General features: G+C 64.3%; 12 protein-coding genes. 6 read left to right on the forward strand and 6 right to left on the reverse strand.

Features of this window, described 5'->3' with window-relative positions; translation table 11 throughout:
* Window positions 1-11: 11 nt before the first annotated feature.
* Together HYG77_RS21140 and HYG77_RS21145 are read left to right on the forward strand one after the other, a co-directional pair.
* Entirely contained in the window at window positions 12-1,733 is a 1,722-nt protein-coding gene (locus HYG77_RS21140; protein ID WP_208960484.1) for a flavin reductase, read from the forward strand.
* 44 nt (window positions 1,734-1,777) lie between these two features.
* Window positions 1,778-3,016: a dienelactone hydrolase family protein gene (locus HYG77_RS21145; RefSeq protein ID WP_208960485.1), complete on the forward strand. Its 1,239-nt coding sequence runs from the start codon at window positions 1,778-1,780 to the stop codon at window positions 3,014-3,016.
* A gap of 5 nt (window positions 3,017-3,021) precedes the next feature.
* On the opposite strand, the gene HYG77_RS21150 is transcribed toward HYG77_RS21145, so the two are convergent.
* The 4 genes from HYG77_RS21150 to HYG77_RS21165 all read right to left on the reverse strand — a co-directional run bounded on the left by HYG77_RS21150 (window position 3,022) and on the right by HYG77_RS21165 (window position 9,514).
* Complete coding sequence (locus tag HYG77_RS21150; protein WP_208960486.1) at window positions 3,022-6,519, reverse strand: serine/threonine-protein kinase; 3,498 nt, start codon at window positions 6,517-6,519, stop codon at window positions 3,022-3,024.
* A 112-nt stretch (window positions 6,520-6,631) separates the two neighbouring features.
* On the reverse strand, window positions 6,632-7,429 hold the full coding sequence (locus HYG77_RS21155; RefSeq protein WP_280123272.1) for an Asp/Glu racemase: 798 nt from the start codon (window positions 7,427-7,429) through the stop codon (window positions 6,632-6,634).
* 28 nt (window positions 7,430-7,457) lie between these two features.
* Entirely contained in the window at window positions 7,458-8,354 is an 897-nt protein-coding gene (locus HYG77_RS21160; protein WP_208960487.1) for a fumarylacetoacetate hydrolase family protein, read from the reverse strand.
* A gap of 47 nt (window positions 8,355-8,401) precedes the next feature.
* Entirely contained in the window at window positions 8,402-9,514 is a 1,113-nt protein-coding gene (locus HYG77_RS21165; protein WP_208960488.1) for a cupin domain-containing protein, read from the reverse strand.
* Between the two features lie 198 nt (window positions 9,515-9,712).
* On the opposite strand from HYG77_RS21165, the gene HYG77_RS21170 reads away from it, so the two are divergent.
* The 4 genes from HYG77_RS21170 (at window position 9,713) to HYG77_RS21185 (ending at window position 14,651) form a co-directional block, all read left to right on the forward strand.
* Entirely contained in the window at window positions 9,713-10,123 is a 411-nt protein-coding gene (locus HYG77_RS21170; protein WP_159924277.1) for a thioesterase family protein, read from the forward strand.
* A complete protein-coding gene (locus tag HYG77_RS21175) occupies window positions 10,120-12,552 on the forward strand; it encodes an FAD-dependent monooxygenase (RefSeq protein ID WP_244372994.1) in 2,433 nt (810 codons plus the stop codon). Before HYG77_RS21170 ends, HYG77_RS21175 begins: the two co-directional genes overlap by 4 nt.
* Window positions 12,552-13,592: a carbon-nitrogen hydrolase family protein gene (locus HYG77_RS21180; RefSeq protein WP_208960489.1), complete on the forward strand. Its 1,041-nt coding sequence runs from the start codon at window positions 12,552-12,554 to the stop codon at window positions 13,590-13,592. The genes HYG77_RS21175 and HYG77_RS21180 overlap by 1 nt, the downstream gene beginning before the upstream one ends.
* A 75-nt stretch (window positions 13,593-13,667) precedes the next feature.
* Window positions 13,668-14,651: an AraC family transcriptional regulator gene (locus HYG77_RS21185; protein ID WP_244372996.1), complete on the forward strand. Its 984-nt coding sequence runs from the start codon at window positions 13,668-13,670 to the stop codon at window positions 14,649-14,651.
* 89 nt (window positions 14,652-14,740) lie between these two features.
* On the opposite strand, the gene HYG77_RS21190 is transcribed toward HYG77_RS21185, so the two are convergent.
* Together HYG77_RS21190 and HYG77_RS21195 are read right to left on the reverse strand one after the other, a co-directional pair.
* Window positions 14,741-15,745 (reverse strand): NADP-dependent oxidoreductase, encoded by a 1,005-nt coding sequence (locus HYG77_RS21190; protein ID WP_208960490.1) that lies wholly within the window; start codon window positions 15,743-15,745, stop codon window positions 14,741-14,743.
* Between the two features lie 63 nt (window positions 15,746-15,808).
* On the reverse strand, window positions 15,809-16,798 hold the full coding sequence (locus HYG77_RS21195) for a PDR/VanB family oxidoreductase (RefSeq protein WP_208960491.1): 990 nt from the start codon (window positions 16,796-16,798) through the stop codon (window positions 15,809-15,811).
* Window positions 16,799-16,889 lie beyond the last annotated feature (91 nt).

Consider the following 16,889-nt stretch of genomic DNA (forward strand, 5'->3'; position numbering starts at 1 on the left):
AGCCGTCAGTCATGCGCAGCATTGCTATCGTCGGAGCCGGACAGTCCGGGGCGCTACTGGCGCTCGCCTTACTCACACGTGACTTCCGCGTCACCCTGGTGACCGACCGAACGCCTGACGAGGTCCGGATCGGTCCCGTCATGTCCAGCCAGTGCATGTTCGACTCGGCACTGCAGATCGAGCGGGATCTCGGGCTCGACCGCTGGGAGGAGCAGTGCCCGCACATCGACACGATGGCGCTCACTGTCTCGAAAACCCACGACAGCAACGAGATCACGGTAACGACACCCTTGATCGGTTTCGCGCAGTCGGTCGATCAACGCGTCAAGTGTGCGGATTGGGTCGACGAGTTCGTAGAACTCGGTGGCGATCTGATCATCAAGGCGGCGAGCCCCGGGGACATCGAGAATCTTGCCCAGAGCCACGACCTGGTCATCATCTCGAGCGGCAAGGGCGACCTCGGACGGCTGTTCCCTCCGGATTCGGTGAAATCGCCGTACAACCGGCCGCAGCGGGCATTGTCACTGGCGTACGTGAGCGGCCTTGCCGAACACCCCGTCGGCGCCGATCTCTCACTGAACATCGTCCCCGGGGTCGGGGAGTACTTCGTTCTCCCAGCTCTGACCACCTCCGGACCCTGTCATGTGATGGTGTTCGAAGGCGTCCCGGGTGGACCGATGGATTGCTGGGACGATGTCCACACTCCGCAGGCGCACCTCGAGCGCGCCAAGGAGGTGCTGGCAGAGCACTTCCCCGCGGAATTCGCCAGGATCGGAGACATCGCCCTGACCGACGAGGCCGGAGTATTGCGCGGCCGCCTGACGCCGACGGTCCGGCGCCCGGTGGCCGAACTTGCCTCGGGCAACGTCGTACTCGGCATGGCTGACGCTGTTGTCCTCAATGATCCACTCACCGGTCAGGGCAGCAACAACGCTGCCCACGCGGTCGCTGTGTACCTCGATGCGATCGTGGACCGCGGCGATCAACCGTTCGACGCGCAGTGGATGCAACGCACGTTCGACAAGTTCTGGCGCGGCTGGGCGCAATGGGCCGTGTCGTGGACCAACAGCCTGCTTCGTGGACCGTCCGACCCGGTCCTCGGGTTGTTCGCGGCGGCGCAGGACTCGCCGACCCTGGCGTCGGCCATCGCCGCAGGCTTCGATGATCCACGTACCGTGCACAACTGGTGGTTCGACGCCGCCGAGGCGCAGCGTGTGATCGAGACCGCGCGGGCCGCCGAGCAGGCTCAGTTCGATCCCCGTGACCTACGGCGTGCTCTCGGCCAGTACGCCACGGGGGTAACGGTGATTACCGCGCGGGCCCCGGACGGTCGGAAGGTCGGTGTCACGGCGAACTCGTTCACCTCGGTGTCGATGGATCCGCCCCTGGTGTCGTGGTGTCCGGCGAGCAAGGCGCCGAGCCTCCCCGACCTCACGGCGGCCACGCATTTCACTGTCAACGTCCTCGCGGCAAACCAACACGATCTGTCCCGGCAATTCTCGACGCCGGCCGAGGACAAGTTCGCCGGTGTGGCGACCACCGAAGGAATTGCCGGCGTTCCCCTGATCGATGACGCCATCGCGCATTTCCAGTGCCGGACGGTCCAGCGAGTAGAGGCCGGCGACCACATCATCTTCCTCGGTGAGATCGAACAATACGATGCGGACCCCGGAGAGCCTCTGGTCTTCCACTCGGGGTCCTACCGCTTGGTGACCAAGCATCCCGACTTCTGACCGCGGCTGCGCCGCCGCTTCTCTACCGAAAGCGACACGAATCAATGGGTAAGTACATCGATATCAGCAAGGGCTCCGGTGAGTCGTTCGCCGCGTATCTTGCCGAACCGGCACGGGGCTCCGGCCCGGGACTGATTCTTCTGCAGGAAATCTTCGGGATCAATGACTACATGCGGGACATGGCCGACCGCTACGCAGAGGAAGGGTACGTGGTACTTGTCCCGGATCTCTTCTGGCGCTCAGGCGCTCGTCAGGAACTCGGTTACGATCAGGCCGGATTCACCCGGGGGCTCGAGTTGCGGGACGAACTCGACGAAGATCTGGCCGTCACGGACATCGGCGACACCGTCACGGCGCTGCGTGGCCTGAACAATCACGCCGGCGGCATCGGACTCATCGGATACTGCCTCGGCGGGCTGCTTGCCTACCTGTCCGCCGTCCGGCTCGACGTCGACTGCGCCATCAGCTATTACGGTGTCGGTGTCCACGACCACCTCGATGAAGCGACCGAGCTGACCGTTCCCATGGTCTTCCACCTGGCTGAACACGACTCCTACTGCCCCGAGGATGCCCGCAATTCCATCCGGAAGGCGTTCGACGACAACGACCGGGTGCGTATCTACGACTACGCCGGCGTCGATCATGCCTTCGCTACCCACGGCCGCGAGGTTTACGAACCCCTTTCCGCGGGACTCGCCTACTCGCGCACCCTCGAGGTTCTGCGTGCCACTATCGGACCCCGACACGATCTGTCCGCACTCTGGGACCGGCACATCTATTACGAGTTCGAGGCCCGCGATGTCCCGGCGACCATGGCCACGATGGTTGACGAACCCTATGTCAACCACGTTCCGACGCTGACCGGTGGCGTCGGACAGAACGACCTCGCGCGTTTCTACGCCCACCATTTCGTGCACAACAACCCTGACGACACCAGGACGATTCCGATTTCTCGCACCGTCGGAGCCGATCGGATCGTCGAAGAGCAGCTGTTCTGCTTCACGCACGACCGCGAGATCGACTGGATGCTCCCCGGTGTCGCGCCGACCGGACGATACGTCGAAATTCCGTTGGTTGCTGTCGTCACCCTGCGCGGAGACAAGCTGTACAACGAGCACATCTACTGGGATCAGGCGGGTGTACTGGTGCAGATCGGGCTGCTCGATCCGACCGGGCTTCCCGTTGCCGGGATCGCACAGGCTGAGAAACTTCTCGACAAAACGCTCCCCTCGAACGAACTGATGCCCACCTGGGCGAGCAGCGAGGGCAAGCCGATCGCGTAGCGGCCCTACGCGCGGGGGCTGCTGGACCCGAAGTCCTCTGTCATCCGAGTGAGAAATGAGCTCGGGACTCGTTCCCATTGTGGCTGCCACCTGCCGAGCTGTAGATCGGACTCGAGTGAGGCCACCACCTCGGCCACAGCTGGGCCTGCGTCGAGCACGACGCGGGGGAGTTCGCGGTCGGCACACAGGGCCAGAGCCGGTATCACGCACTCCTTCGCCTCCGACGTACGTCCGGCCGCGAACAAACACGTGCAGTGCAGGAGGCGGGCCCTCAGGAGCGCTTTCGGCCGCGACTGCCGGGAGATACGCTCGAGCATCGCCTGCGACCGACGGCACGCGGTCGCCGTTGCTTCCTGATTCGTCGGCGAGGCAGCGTGGAGCAGGAGCCGAATGTCGGAGTCTTCATGCAGCTCTTGCGTGATCAGGTCGATCCCGTTTGTGTGTGAGGCGGGGTCGCCGCTGTCGCGGGGAACTGTCTGCGCCCACCGCGGATGCTCGTCGAGAATCGAAGGATCGGCCAGCGCCAACCGTATTCGCTCGTTCCGGATGCGGGCGGTCAGGCGCGGCAGCGTCAGCATCGCGGCGATCTCGGCCCCTTCGTCGAGAAGTTGGTACGCGGCGCCCAGATCTCCGCGTAGCGCCTTGATACGAGACCCGGTGCCGTACGTCGCGAGCATGAAATCGACGATGCCGCCCTCGGACCGGAGGGTATGGCTGGCGTCGAGAAGGACTTCGGCCTCGGGTACATGGCCCTGCTCGTACAGCAAGTCTCCCAAGATCGCGCCGGCCACGCGGGTTGCGTACGATTGCCCGCCGCCGGACTGCTTCGCCAGCCGTAGCGCTATCCGGAAGTATTTTTCGGCAGCGATTGTGTCGAGCTGCTCATGTGCGGCGATCCCCGCGAAGCAGTATCCGTAGAGGACGCTGAAGGGTCCCGACGTTTGCTGGTTGTAGGGAGTCGCCCACTCCTGCCAGCGGCGGGCGGCGTCGAAGTCGAACCGGTAGATCGCCTCGAACGACGCGACGTTCGCTGCCCCCGACACCACGAACGGCCGTACGGTCTCGGGACGTTCGAGGCAGTCCGAGATCCGCTCACCGAGCGTGACGGAATGATCGGCGAACAACTCGACGACGCCTCTCACCAACGAAGCCTCGATCAACAGGGCGGTCTGATCCTCGTCTTCGCGAGCGTGCAGGGTCAGCGATGCTTCCGCGCGGTCCAGTGCCCGGAGCGCCGAGGGCGCCGGATGATGCAGCAGTACGTGCGACCAGGCCAACGCGATCTGTAACACCGGGCGTGCGAATACCTGTTGGGGTGGGAGCTTGTCGATCAAACCGATGAGCGTCGCCATCTGGGACTGTTCGAGCAACCGCATTCCCTCGCGTTCGACCCACTGCACCGCCAGGTCGGGATTACCCGATTCCAGGGCGTGATCGACGGCCTCACTGAGCAGGTGGTGCTCACCGAACCAGTGGGAGGCACGAAGGTGGAGTTCGCCGACCATATCCGGTTGGTCTCGCTCGAGCCGGCGACGCAAGAACTCCGCGAACAAGTGGTGGTAGCGGAACCACTCGCCGTCCTCGTCGAGTCTTCGCAGGAACAGGTCCCGGTTCTCGATTTCCTCGAGGCGAGCCTGGGCGGAACTGCTACCTGTCAGCGCCGACGCGAGTCCGCCGCTGATGCGTTCGGTCACCGATGTTGCGAGCAGAAAGTGGAGAAGCTCGGGTTCGAGCGAGGTCAAGACGTTCTCGGCGAGGTACTCGCCGATCGCGTGGTGCCGCCCGGAGAGTTGCCCGATCAGTGTGGCCGGATCGGTGTGCCCGCGTAGTGAGAGGGAGGCCAGTTGCAGGGCGGCAACCCATCCGTCCGTCGTCTCGCGAAGATTGGCCATGTCGTCGGCGGTGAGGGTCAGCCCTCCTTGGTCGGACAGGAACGACTGCGCTTCGGGAAGGTCGAAACGTAAAGCGGTCGAATCGATTTCGACCAATTCGTCGCGTACCCGCAACCGGCTCAGCGGAAGCCCGGCTTGCGTTCGGCTCGTGACGATGAAGCGCAGGTGGTGGCAGTCGCTGTCGAGGAGAGCCGCCATCGCCGAGACGGTCGCCACATCGGAAACCCGGTGCCAGTCGTCGATGACGACCGTGACCACCTCGCCCGTGTCATGAATCTCGTCGACGAGTGTGGACAGGACGTATCTGGTTGCTTGCTCACCCTCCTCTTGCAGCACCTGCGGGAGGTCGCAGGCGAGTGCGGGCCTCACCAACGCAATCGCTTCGAGGAGGTGCGCCAGGAACCAGACGACATTGTTGTCGTCGTGGTCGACACTGAGCCAGGCGACGGGTGCCCCGGAATCGGTCAACAAGTCGCGCCACTGGGCGGCGAGGGTGCTCTTGCCGAATCCTGCCGGCGCATGAATCAGCGCGAGCCGCCGATCCCCGCCGGCGTGCAGAGCCTCGATCAGGCGGCGCCGCTGCACCGGGGCACGGGGCTGGGTACGTGGCCGGTACTTCGTCGACAACCGTGGCGGGGTCACCGACGGTGGCCCGGCATGATCTTCAGGACCCTCGATCAGGTCCGGGTGCCCGCGCTGCGTGACGTCCGCGTCCGCCGAGGGTGGAAGATCGGGGGATGTGGCGCGGGTGCGTCGTAGGGCTGTACGGAGGTCCTGCTCGAGGATGTCCGCGGATACCTGGCGGCGCGTCGGGTCTTCCGACATGGCGCGCTCGATGACACGGCACACCTGCGCCGGGATTCCGGCCTGGCGGAGATCGGGCACCGGTTCGGTGGCTACTCGAAGAAATTGCGCGACCAGTTGTTCACCGTCGCGGCGCTGGAAGGCGGCGTGGCCGGTGATGAGGCAGAAAAGAGTCGCGGCCAGGCTGTAGAGATCGGACTGCACCGTCGGTGCCCGTCCAGTGAACACTTCCGGTGCGGTGAAGGCCGGCGAACCCAGCACGACACCGGTCCCGGTCTCGAAACCACCGTGGATGCGGGCGATGCCGAAGTCCGTGAGCTGCGGTTCGCCGTAGTCGGTGAGCAAGATATTCGAGGGTTTGACATCTCGATGCAGGATCCCCGCCTGATGCGCTCTGCCCAAGGCACGGGAGATCTTGATGCCCAGATCGAAGGCCTTCTCCCAGCTGAGCGGTCCGTCGCGACGAATGATCGCTTCCAGCGAGCCGTGGCGGTGGTACTCCATCACGATGTACGGCTGTCCCCCCGGCGTGCTCCCGGCGTGGTAGATGGTCACGATGTTCGGATGGCCCGACAGGCGGCCCATGGCCTGTTGCTCGCGGAGGAAGCGATTCCGGTTTTCGTCATCCACACCGGAGAGCACCTTGATTGCGACCGTCCGATCGAGGGCAGTTTCCATGCACCGGTAGACGACACCGAACCCGCCACGCCCGATCTCCACGGGGTCATCGAAGCCGTCCAGGATCAGTTCGCCGGCTATCGCGTGGGGGGCGTCGGCTTGTGTCGCGAAGGGATCGGGGTCAGCCATCTCACCACCTCTGACCCAGTATCACACCAGCGCGGGTGCGGTCCAAGGTCCGTGTGGGCCACGGCGGATCGCGCCGGGGCCCACACGTCACTTCGAGCCAGGGCCGGAAGGATCACTTCACGGCGATCGGCAGACTCGGGATGTAGGGAGCGTGGGCATAGTCTCCGGACAGCAGAGCCCCGGCGCCGGGGGCGATGGCAGGCAGATCGAGTGCCCGCATCAGTTGGTGCGCGGTGGAGACGGCGGCCGAGATGACCGGTTTGCCGAGTTCGTTTTCCACGATCTCGATCGATTGCAGTGACGGCATCTGGACGCAGGCCGAGAGCACGATGACGTCGGCGTCCTGGTAGTCGAGTTGCTTCGCGATCTGCACGAGGTTGCGCGGATCATGCGCGGCCACATCGAGATTGTTGGGAATCTCCAGCGCCCGGTAGTCACCGACGTCGATGCCCTGATCCTGGATGTACTCGACCACGAGCTGGGTGAGCGGCTTCATGTACGGCGCCACCAACGCGATCTTCTTCGCTCCCAGCACCTCGAGTGCGGAGACCAGCGCGCCGGCGCTGGTGACCACGGGCGCGGGGGCGCCGTTGTCGAGGGTGATCTGGGCCAGCTTCTGTTCGGAGACGCAGTGGTAGCCCTTGCCCATGCTCATGATGGCCACCAGGCAGGCGTAGCCGAGGACGTCGACTCGTGCGTCGGAGAGTTCGGCGGCGCATCGAGTCGAGTCGGCGTCCATCGCTTCGAGTTCCTCCTTGGTCACCTCCTTCATCCGCATGCGGCTCGAGTGGAAGGTGAATCGCTCGGGGGCGACGGTTTCCCGCGCCCGGAAGAGGGCGGGTATTTCCGTTTCCATCGTCACGTTGGAGCTCGGCACGATCTGGCCGATACGGTACGGGCGGTTGCTCATCGGGCTTCCTTTTCTGATCGGACAGGTATCAGCGAGCGTCGATGACCGGGTTACTCAGCGTTCCGATCGATTCGACGGTGCACTCGACCACGTCGCCCGGGGTGAGGAACTGCTGGGGCACGAAGCTGGCGCCGACGCCGGCGGGGGAGCCGGTGGCGATGACGTCTCCGGGCTCGAGGGTCATCCCGGAGGTGATGTCCTCGATCAGCTCGGGGATCGTGAAGAGCATGTAGCGGCTGTTCGACTTCTGCTTGACTTCGCCGTTCACACGCAGGGACAGGTCCAGGGCGTGCGGGTCGGCGACGTCGTCCGCGGTGCGAATGACCGGTCCGAGCGGCGCGTACGAATCCTGGCCCTTGGAGAAGAACCACTGTCCGCCGCGACGCTGGTCCCGGGCGCTGATGTCGTTGATGATGGTGTAACCGAAGACGTAGTCGAGTGCGTCGGCTGCCGACACGTTCTTCGCGGTGCGGCCGATGACGACGGCCACCTCGCATTCCCAGTCGAGCTGGTTGGTGAGATTCGCGTTGTGGCGGATCGGCTCGCCGGGGCCGACGACGGCGGTGGCGGGCTTGCTGAACAACACCGGGCGCTGGGGCAGATCCTTGTCGGTGTCGAGGGTCCGAGCCGACTCGGCGACGTGTTCGGTGTAGTTGAGGCCGACACCGATGATCTTGCCCGGGCGCATCGGGGCGTGCACGGTGACGTCGGCGATCGGGAGGCTGAACTGCTGGGTTTGGTCACCGGCCACCAGCGCGGTCAGCGCGGCGAGACCCGCACTGCCCTGGTGGATCAGGGTCGACAGATCGGCCGGCACCTCGGCGCCGGTGCTCCGTGCCAGGGCGGTGACGTCGATGACCGTGTCGTCGCGCTGGACGCCGAGCCGGGGGGTGTTGTCACGGGTGGAGAAGGTCAGAAGAATCATGAACGGTCCTTGTTCTGAGGGTTGGTGATGGTGGTGTACGAGGCGAGTTACTGAATCGGCTGGTGACCGTCGTTCTCCAGGTACGCCTCCTCGCGCCAGAAGGAGAGCGAACGCATGACGGGGAAGTCGTTGAAGGAGAACAGGACCGCGTCCTCGCTGGCGCTGAGGTTGGCATGCTCGTGCCACGCCCAGGAGGGCACGACGAAGATGTCGCCCTGCTTCCAGTCGAATCGTCGGCCCGCGATGACCGAGTAGCCTTCGCCTTTGGCCACGTTGTAGACGACCGATCCGGTGTGCCGGTGGGCGCGGGTGTGCTGGTCGGCTCGCAGCAATTGGATGTGGGCGCTCAGCGTCGGCATCACCGACCCGCCGGTCCGCGGGTTCGAGTATTCGAGCAGTATGCCGTCGTAGGGTGACCCCTCCGACGCTTTCGCGGCGTTCTGCAGGGCGGCGTAGGTGGGTTCCCACGGGTAGGCGAACAGCGGCGAGTAGGGCTTGGTCCAACCCTCCTCGAAGCCCACGGGACGCAATTGGCCGGCGCCGTAGGTGAGCAGCGAGGAGTTGACCACCGCGCCCCGCTCTTGGTAGTGATTCGGGTGGACCTCATAGAACCCGGCGTCGAGGGCATTGACCAGGGGGATGTCGAGTCCGTCCTGCCAGATGACCGGCTCGTCGGAGTCCTCGTTGCCGTGCTCGTGCCAGGTGAAGCTGGGGGTGATGGCGAAGTCACGGGGGCCGACCTTCAGTTTCTGTCCGTCCACCACCGTCCAGGCGCCCTGTCCTTCGACGACGAAGCGCAGGGCGGCCGCCATGTGGCGATGTGCGGTCATCGACTCGCCGGGGCCCATTCCCTGCAAGCCGGTGTACAGCAACCCGACCGCGGCGGTGACGTCCTTGCGTTCGGGGTTTACCAGGGCCACCACCCGTCGCCCGGCGTCTTCCGGTTTGACCAGCGCGAGCGAGTCGATGACGAATGGGCGGATGTCCTCGTAGCGCCAGAGGATGGGCACCGATGCCGGCTGCGGGAACCACGGCTCGATCTTGTTTGCCACGGTCCATAGCGCCACCGTGTCGCGCTTGCCGAGTTCGTCATAGAACGCTTCCAAGGCTGCGGTGTCCTTGACCCGAGCCCGACCGAGAACGTCGTCACTGAGTGACATGTGTGTTCCTCCCTTTCGTCGGCAACGCATGTGTATGGCATTGGGCGCGTGCGGCCGACCTGTTCTCAGTGGATGTCGATCGTGCTGCGCAAGCATTCACCGCCCGTCGCAATTACTAATATACACCTATCTTGACGATCGTCACAAGAGCGCTATAAACTTCGGTCATCGACTCCGATGAAAGGTGGTCAGTGACAGATGGCGAAAGTGACGATCGAGCGGACGGTGGAGTGGTACGACACCGATGCTGCCGGCCACCAACATCATTCGTGCATCGTGCGATTCGTGGAAGCCGCCGAGGCGGCGCTGCTTCGCGAGCACGGCCTGGCATGGCTGTTCGGGCAGACCCCGCGGGTACGCCACGAGATCAATTACCGATCGCGGCTGTGGTTCGGCGAAACCGTGACCGTGACCCTGGAGGTGGCGCGGTTGGGAAACACCTCTCTCGCGTACACCTTCGAGGTTCGCGGCAAAGAGGGCGTGGCAGCCGACGGAACCCTCATCGTCGCCCACGCCACCCCGGAGTCGCCGACGTCGACGCCGTGGCCTCAACCCGTCCTCGACGCATTCGACCCGATTCGTACCCAGGAAGCAGTGGTGACCAAGTGACCAGTCAAGAAACAACAGTGCGCTCGGCGCGAGTCGACGACGGCCTGCCGTCGTTGAAGATCGCCGTCATCGGTGGCGGTCCGGGCGGCTTGTACTTCGCCGCTCTGGCCAAGCAGTTGGACCCGCGACGGGAGATTACGGTGTTCGAACGTAACGCCGCGGACACGACCTTCGGCTTCGGCGTTGTGTTCTCGGATGAAACCCTCGACGGGATCACTGCGGCCGATCCGAAGATCTTCGCAGACATGGAAGCACAGTTCGCCCGCTGGACCGACATCGACATCCACTACCGCGGTGAGGTGTTGACATCCGGCGGGCACGGCTTCGCGGCAATCGAGCGGCGGACCCTGCTCAACATTCTGCAGACTCGGTGCGCGCAACTCGGTATCGACGTGCGATACGACACCATCGCTCCCGCCGCGGAACATCTGGCCCGCACTCATGATCTCGTGGTGGCCGCCGACGGAGTCAACTCGTTCACTCGTAAGTCGAGTCCCGAAGCATATGGCCCCGACCTCGATGTCCGGAACTGCCGCTACATGTGGCTGGCCACCGACAAGATCTTCGACGCGTTCACCTTCATCGTCGCGGAAACAGAATTCGGCCCGATACAGGTGCATGCCTATCCGTTCAGCAGCGAGCGCAGCACCTTCATCGTCGAGATGAGCGAGAAGAGCTGGCGTAACGCGGGATTCGACGCGTTCGCCGCCCAAGAGTTCGCCCTGGGACACAGCGACACGAAGAGCGTCGACCTGTGCGCCAGCCTGCTCGGCGATCACCTCGAGGGTCATCAACTGCTGACCAACAATTCTCGCTGGATCCAGTTCACGACGGTCCGCAACACGTCGTGGCGCGACGGCAACATAGTCCTCCTCGGCGACGCCGCGCACACCGCGCACTTCTCCATCGGCTCGGGAACCAAGCTCGCCATGGAGGATTCCCTCGCTCTGGCGGCGAGCCTGACAGTCGACGACCGGGACGTCGCACAGGCCTTGCTCCGCTACGAGCGGGAACGGCGCCCCGTCGTCGAATCCACGCAACGCGCGGCGCAGGCAAGCCTGGAGTGGTTCGAGTCGATCGAGCACTCCGTCGGTCAGGCACCTCCACAGTTCGGCTTCAACCTCCTCACCCGCAGCCGCCGCGTCACCTACGACAACCTGCGCGATCGCGATCCGGAATACATCGACACCCTCAACGACTGGTACCACTGGACCCAGTCGCCGGACTCCACCGAACAGCCGCCCCGTCCGATGTTCGAGCCCTACCGCATCGCGAACACCCGGCTGAAGAACCGCATCGTCGCCGCACCCGTGGCCACCTACTCCGCCACGGATGGGATAGTCGGCGACCCGGAACTCGCACGCCTGGCCGGCGCGGCACTCGGCGGCGCCGGTCTGGTGATGACCGGCATGACGGCCGTCAGCGCTGCCGGACGCGTCACCCCCGCGTGTGCTGGCCTGTACGCCCCCGAACAAGTCTTCGCCTACCGTCGGATCACGAATCTGGTTCACAACAACACCACCGCGGCCATCGGCGTCCAGCTCAACCATTCCGGACGCAAGGGTGCGACCACCGTTCCCACCGCCGGCACCCTCGGTACCTCCCTCGGCGACAAGGGCTGGGAGACCGTCGGGCCGTCCGCGATCGCTTTCGGTGACCTCCCCGCGCCCCGCGAACTCGACCTTTCCGAGCTGAACGGCATTGTCGAGGACTTCGCCCGGGCCGCCCGGGCCGCCGACACGGCCGGATTCGATGTCCTCGAGATCCAAGCCGGGCACGGGTTCCTCCTCTCGACCTTCTTGTCGCCGCTGACGAACCAGCGCACCGACGACTTCGGCGGAAGCCTGCGGAACCGCCTCCGCTTCCCGCTGCAGGTCATCGACGCGGTCCGGGCAGCCTGGCCCAAGGGCAAGGCCCTGCTGGTGCGGATCTCGGCCGTCGACTGGCACCCAGGGGGCACCACCATCGACGACGCCGTCGCCATCGCGCGGGCGTTGGCCGAACACGGTGTCGACGCCATCGACGTCTCCAGCGGCGAGGTCGTGGCCGAGGAGCGCCCCGAGTACGGGCGCGGCTACCAGACCCCCTTCGCCGAGCGCATCCGCGCCGACGTCGGTATCTGCACGATCGCGGTCGGCTCCATTTCCTCCGACGACGACGCCAACTCGATCCTGCTGGCCGGTCGCGCCGACCTCATCGGGATCGGCCGCGCGCACCTGCACAACCCCTCCTGGACCTTGCACGCCGCCGCCGAGATCGGCTACCGCGGCGCCGGTGGCCAATGGCCGGCTCTCTACGCGGCCGGATCGGCGAGGCCGCCGACAGCCGGACGGGCGCGGCCCCAGCTGGCCCTGTTCGGGGAGGCGGAGCCCAACATCCACCAACGCTGGCGCCCAGGCGCGGGCACCATGACCGAGGCGGCACGCTGATGGACACCTTCCCCCGTTTCACCGCTGCAGCCGTGCAGGCGTCTCCGGTGTACCTCGACCCCGACGCCACCGTGGAGAAGGCGGTCGGGCTCATCCACGAGGCCGCCGCGGCCGGTGCCACGCTGATCGCCTTCCCCGAGGTGTTCGTCCCCGGCTATCCGTACTGGAACTGGACGATGAACCCGGTCAAGGGAGGGGAGTGGTTCGAACGGCTCTACCGCGCCGCGATCGACATACCCGGCCGGCATCTCGACACCCTCCGTGCCGCGGCGGCCGCCACCAAGACCACAGTCGTGATCGGTGTCAACGAACGCGGCCGCCACAGCCTGGGAGTGCTGTACAACAGTGTCCTCACGATCGGGCCGGACGGCTCCCTGATCGCAGTACACCGGAAACTGGTCCCGACATGGGCGGAGAAGCTTACCTGGACCAACGGCGACGGATCCACCCTGCGCGTGCACAACACCGAGGTCGGTCCACTCGGCGTCCTGGCGTGCGGGGAGAACACGAACACCCTCGCCCGCTTCGCACTCCTGGCGCAGGGAGAGCTCGTACATGTCGCCAACTACATCTCGCTGCCGGTGGCGCCGAAGGACTACGACATGGCCGACGCCATCGCCATTCGTACCGCCGCACACGCCTTCGAGGGCAAACTGTTCTCGGTTGTCTCCTGCTCGACCGTCTCCGAGGAGATCATCGACATCGTCGCCGGGGACGACGAGGAAGCAGCGCAGATGCTGCGGCGCGAGCGCAGCGCCTTGTCCGGGATCTTCGGACCCGACGGGCGCCCCGTCTCCGAACCCCTGGTGGACAAGGAAGGAATCGTCTACGGCGAGATCGACCTGGCTCGCTGCATCGCGCCGAAGCAGATGCACGACATCATCGGTCACTACAATCGCTTCGACATCTTCTCCCTCAACGTCAACACCGCACCGCAGCAGCCGGTCACCTTCAACGGAGAGGGCGGACCGCTCGCCGAGCCGGAAGGTGCCCTGATCGGACCCTGGGGTGAAGGCGAAATCGCGGGGTACGATCAGTAGGTAGAGATGGTGACGATCGTTCCGGCGCCGCTATTTCGAGCACAGTGGAAGGCTATGATGGCGATGGACCCGACAGTGACTGCGGACAAGGCCGCACTGCCCATTGCCCAATTCGAGCAGGTCCACACCGTCGATCTGGACCAGGTTCGATCGGTGGTCGGTTCGGCCTTCTGTCGTCATACGCTCGAACCCACAGGCGGCGACGGTGCAGCGTCCGTCAGGTTCCATTCGGCCACCGCCGGGACCATAGGCCTGCACTACCTCGACTACGGCACCGGCATGCGGATTCGCCCGAGCGATCTCGACGACTTCTATCTCGTTCAGATTCCCCTCTCGGGAGTGGCGGAAATACACTGGGGAACAGAAACATTCGAGTCGACACCAGCTGTTGCGTCGATCCTCCAGCCGGGAGGGGCGACGACTATGGAATGGCACAAGGGGAACCGGCAGCTGATCGTTCGGATCGATCGCCAGAGTCTGGAGCGGCAAGTGCAAGAGGCGCTCGGTGCCTCACTCCGCGATCCACTGCGGTTCGACGTTCGAATGGAGCTGGAGCAACCGGGAATTCGCTCGTGGCGCGGCGTGCTCGAGCTCCTGCGGGGCGAAATGGAAAATGGTGGCACCCTCCCGAACGAGCCGACCGTCATGAAAGAGTTCGAACGGCTTCTGCTCAGTCAACTTATTGTGGCGCAACCCAACAACTACACAGAGGCATTGCAGCGGCCAGCGCCGGCGGCGCCTCGAACGATTCGCCGTGCGGTCGAAATACTCGAACACCACGCGGACGAGCTGCTCACGGTCGAAGATGTCGCATCGGCTACGGGCATCAGCGTTCGGGCGCTGCAAGACGGTTTCAAGAAGTACTACGGCACCACGCCGATGGGATATCTCCGGGAAGTCCGCATGAAAGCTGTTCACGCCCTGCTGCTCGAGGCCGATCCGTCGACCACGACGGTCTCCGATGCGGCGGGCAGGTGCGGATTCCTGCATCTCGGCCGCTTCTCCGTGCAGTACCGAGAGAAGTTCGGCGAGACGCCATCGGCAACGCTCCGGCGATGAAAGTCGGTCTACCCGTCATCCACCGACCGGCCGCGCCGCAGATACCTGGCAACCGGCAATGGTGATGATCGCAATGCTGTGCGATCGAGTTAGACCTGCGCCACCAGTTTTCCTTGGTTCTTCCCGTTGAGTAGGAGAGTCAACGCGTCGGGAATCTTCTCGAAGCCGTCGATGACATGTGTGCGCGCAACCAACTGTCCTCGCTGTGCAAGGTCGTCGAGCAGTTCGTCGACGATTTGGTTGCGTGGACCGAAATCTGCAACGAAGCCTTGAAGGCGTGCGCTGCGGAAGATGAGCATCGGGAGGTTCTTTACGCCATAGAGATTGGACTTTTCGCTGATGTCGTACTGGGACATGGCTCCGCACACGACAATCCGGCATCCTACTGCCATGTTTGTGAGGACGGCGTCGATTCCTTCTCCGCCCACGTTGTCGAAGAACAGGTCGATACCGTCCGGAAAGTGCCGGTGGATAGCCTCGCGAAGATCTTCTTTCTTGTAGTCAATTGCACCGTCGAGTTTCAACTCTTCCAGAAGGAACTCACACTTGTTTGGTCCACCGGCGATGCCTACTACTCGGCAGCCCTGCGCCTTCGCGATTTGGGCGGCCAGCGAGCCGGTGGCCCCGGCTGCCCCGGACACCAACACCGCATCGGTCGGCTTCACTTCACCGATGAGAGTCATGCCGCCGGCTGCCGCGCGCCCGACGTGCGAGAAGATCGCCAATTGTTGCTCGAACGACATTTCCATAGCAGGTTTCGCGGGACGCACGAAGAGGGGATCGACGACGTCGAATCGTCGCCAACCCCACATTCCCGTCACGACGTCACCGACGGCGTGTGAAGGCGCGCGGGATTCGATGACGACACCGATGGAAACACCGATCATCGGATCTCCGACACCGAACGGTATCGCCTGTAGTTGAGGATCGAGTTTGAGCCAATTGAGATTCGTCGGGTCGAGTGACATCAGCAGCGTTCGGACCACGATCTTGCCGTCTGGAGCGGCGGGGATCGGGCCTTCGATCAGGCGAAAACAGCTGGGATCGTATGTGCCCGTCGACGCCCGGTCCACGATCCAACTTTCATTCTTCACGGCAAGTCCTCCAGTAATCTTTCGTGTCGTGTCAGGTTTAGCGTGCCGATTTCCGGCGGGGCGTTAGAGATCGAGGACGATCCGCTTCGAGCAGGAGCGTGAGACGCAGATGAACATCGTCTCGTTGGCGTCTTTCTCCTCCTGAGTGAGCAACGAATCCCGATGGTCGGCCACACCCTCGAGGATCGGGGTCTCGCAGGTGCCGCAGGTGCCTTCGCGACACGAGGACAGAACGGTCACACCGGCCTCTTCGACGACGTCGAGAATCGATCGGTCGGTGGGCACGGTCACCGTCACACCGGTCTGCGCCAACTCGACAGTAAATTCCGTATCCACGGTGCCGGCCGGCAACTCCTTGGGTCGGAATCGCTCCATGTGCAGTGCTCCGGGAGTCCATGCACTGCAGTGTTTGTCGATCGCATCGAGCAGCGGTCCCGGTCCGCAGGTGAACACCGCGACACCGTCACGTTGGTCACCGATGACGGTGGCGAGATCAAGATGCCCGAATTCATCCTGAGGGATTACCTCGACGCGGTCCGCATAGAGTTTCCGCAGCTCGTCGACGAACGCCATCGAGGACCGGGTCCGACCGCCGTAGACCAGGCGGAACGGGACTTCGCGTGCTGCCGCCGTGGCCAGCATCGGTATCAACGGGGTGATACCGATGCCACCCGCGACGAACACGTATTCCTTCGCATCGGTGAGCGGGAAGTGGTTGCGAGGGCCTCGAACCACCACGGCATCGCCGACGGTGAGGGTGTCGTGGACGTAACGGGAACCACCTCGACTGTCTGGTTCGCGGAGCACTCCCACCCGATAGCGGGTGCGGTCGGCGGGATCACCGCACAACGAGTATTGCCGCACGAGTCCGTCACCGAGAACGAGGTCGAGATGAGCGCCTGGGGTCCACGCAGGCAGAGGAGAACCGTCCGGTGATGTGAGGGTCAGGCGGATGACACCTTCCGCCACCACCTCTTTTCCTGCCACCGTCAGTTCCTGGCGGCGTTCGAGGTCATGAGCGTCGGCGTCGGAAGCGGTCACTGTTAAATGCATAGGAGGGTCCTCCGAGTTGCTATGCGGTCGCGTTGGCCGAATACCAGTGTTCGAACGCAAATGAACTGACAGATCTGTTTGATGGTCGGGA

Origin of the sequence: Rhodococcus sp. ZPP (assembly GCF_017656075.1) — a bacterium.
In the GTDB taxonomy this organism is placed as follows: Bacteria; Actinomycetota; Actinomycetes; order Mycobacteriales; family Mycobacteriaceae; genus Rhodococcus_F; species Rhodococcus_F oxybenzonivorans.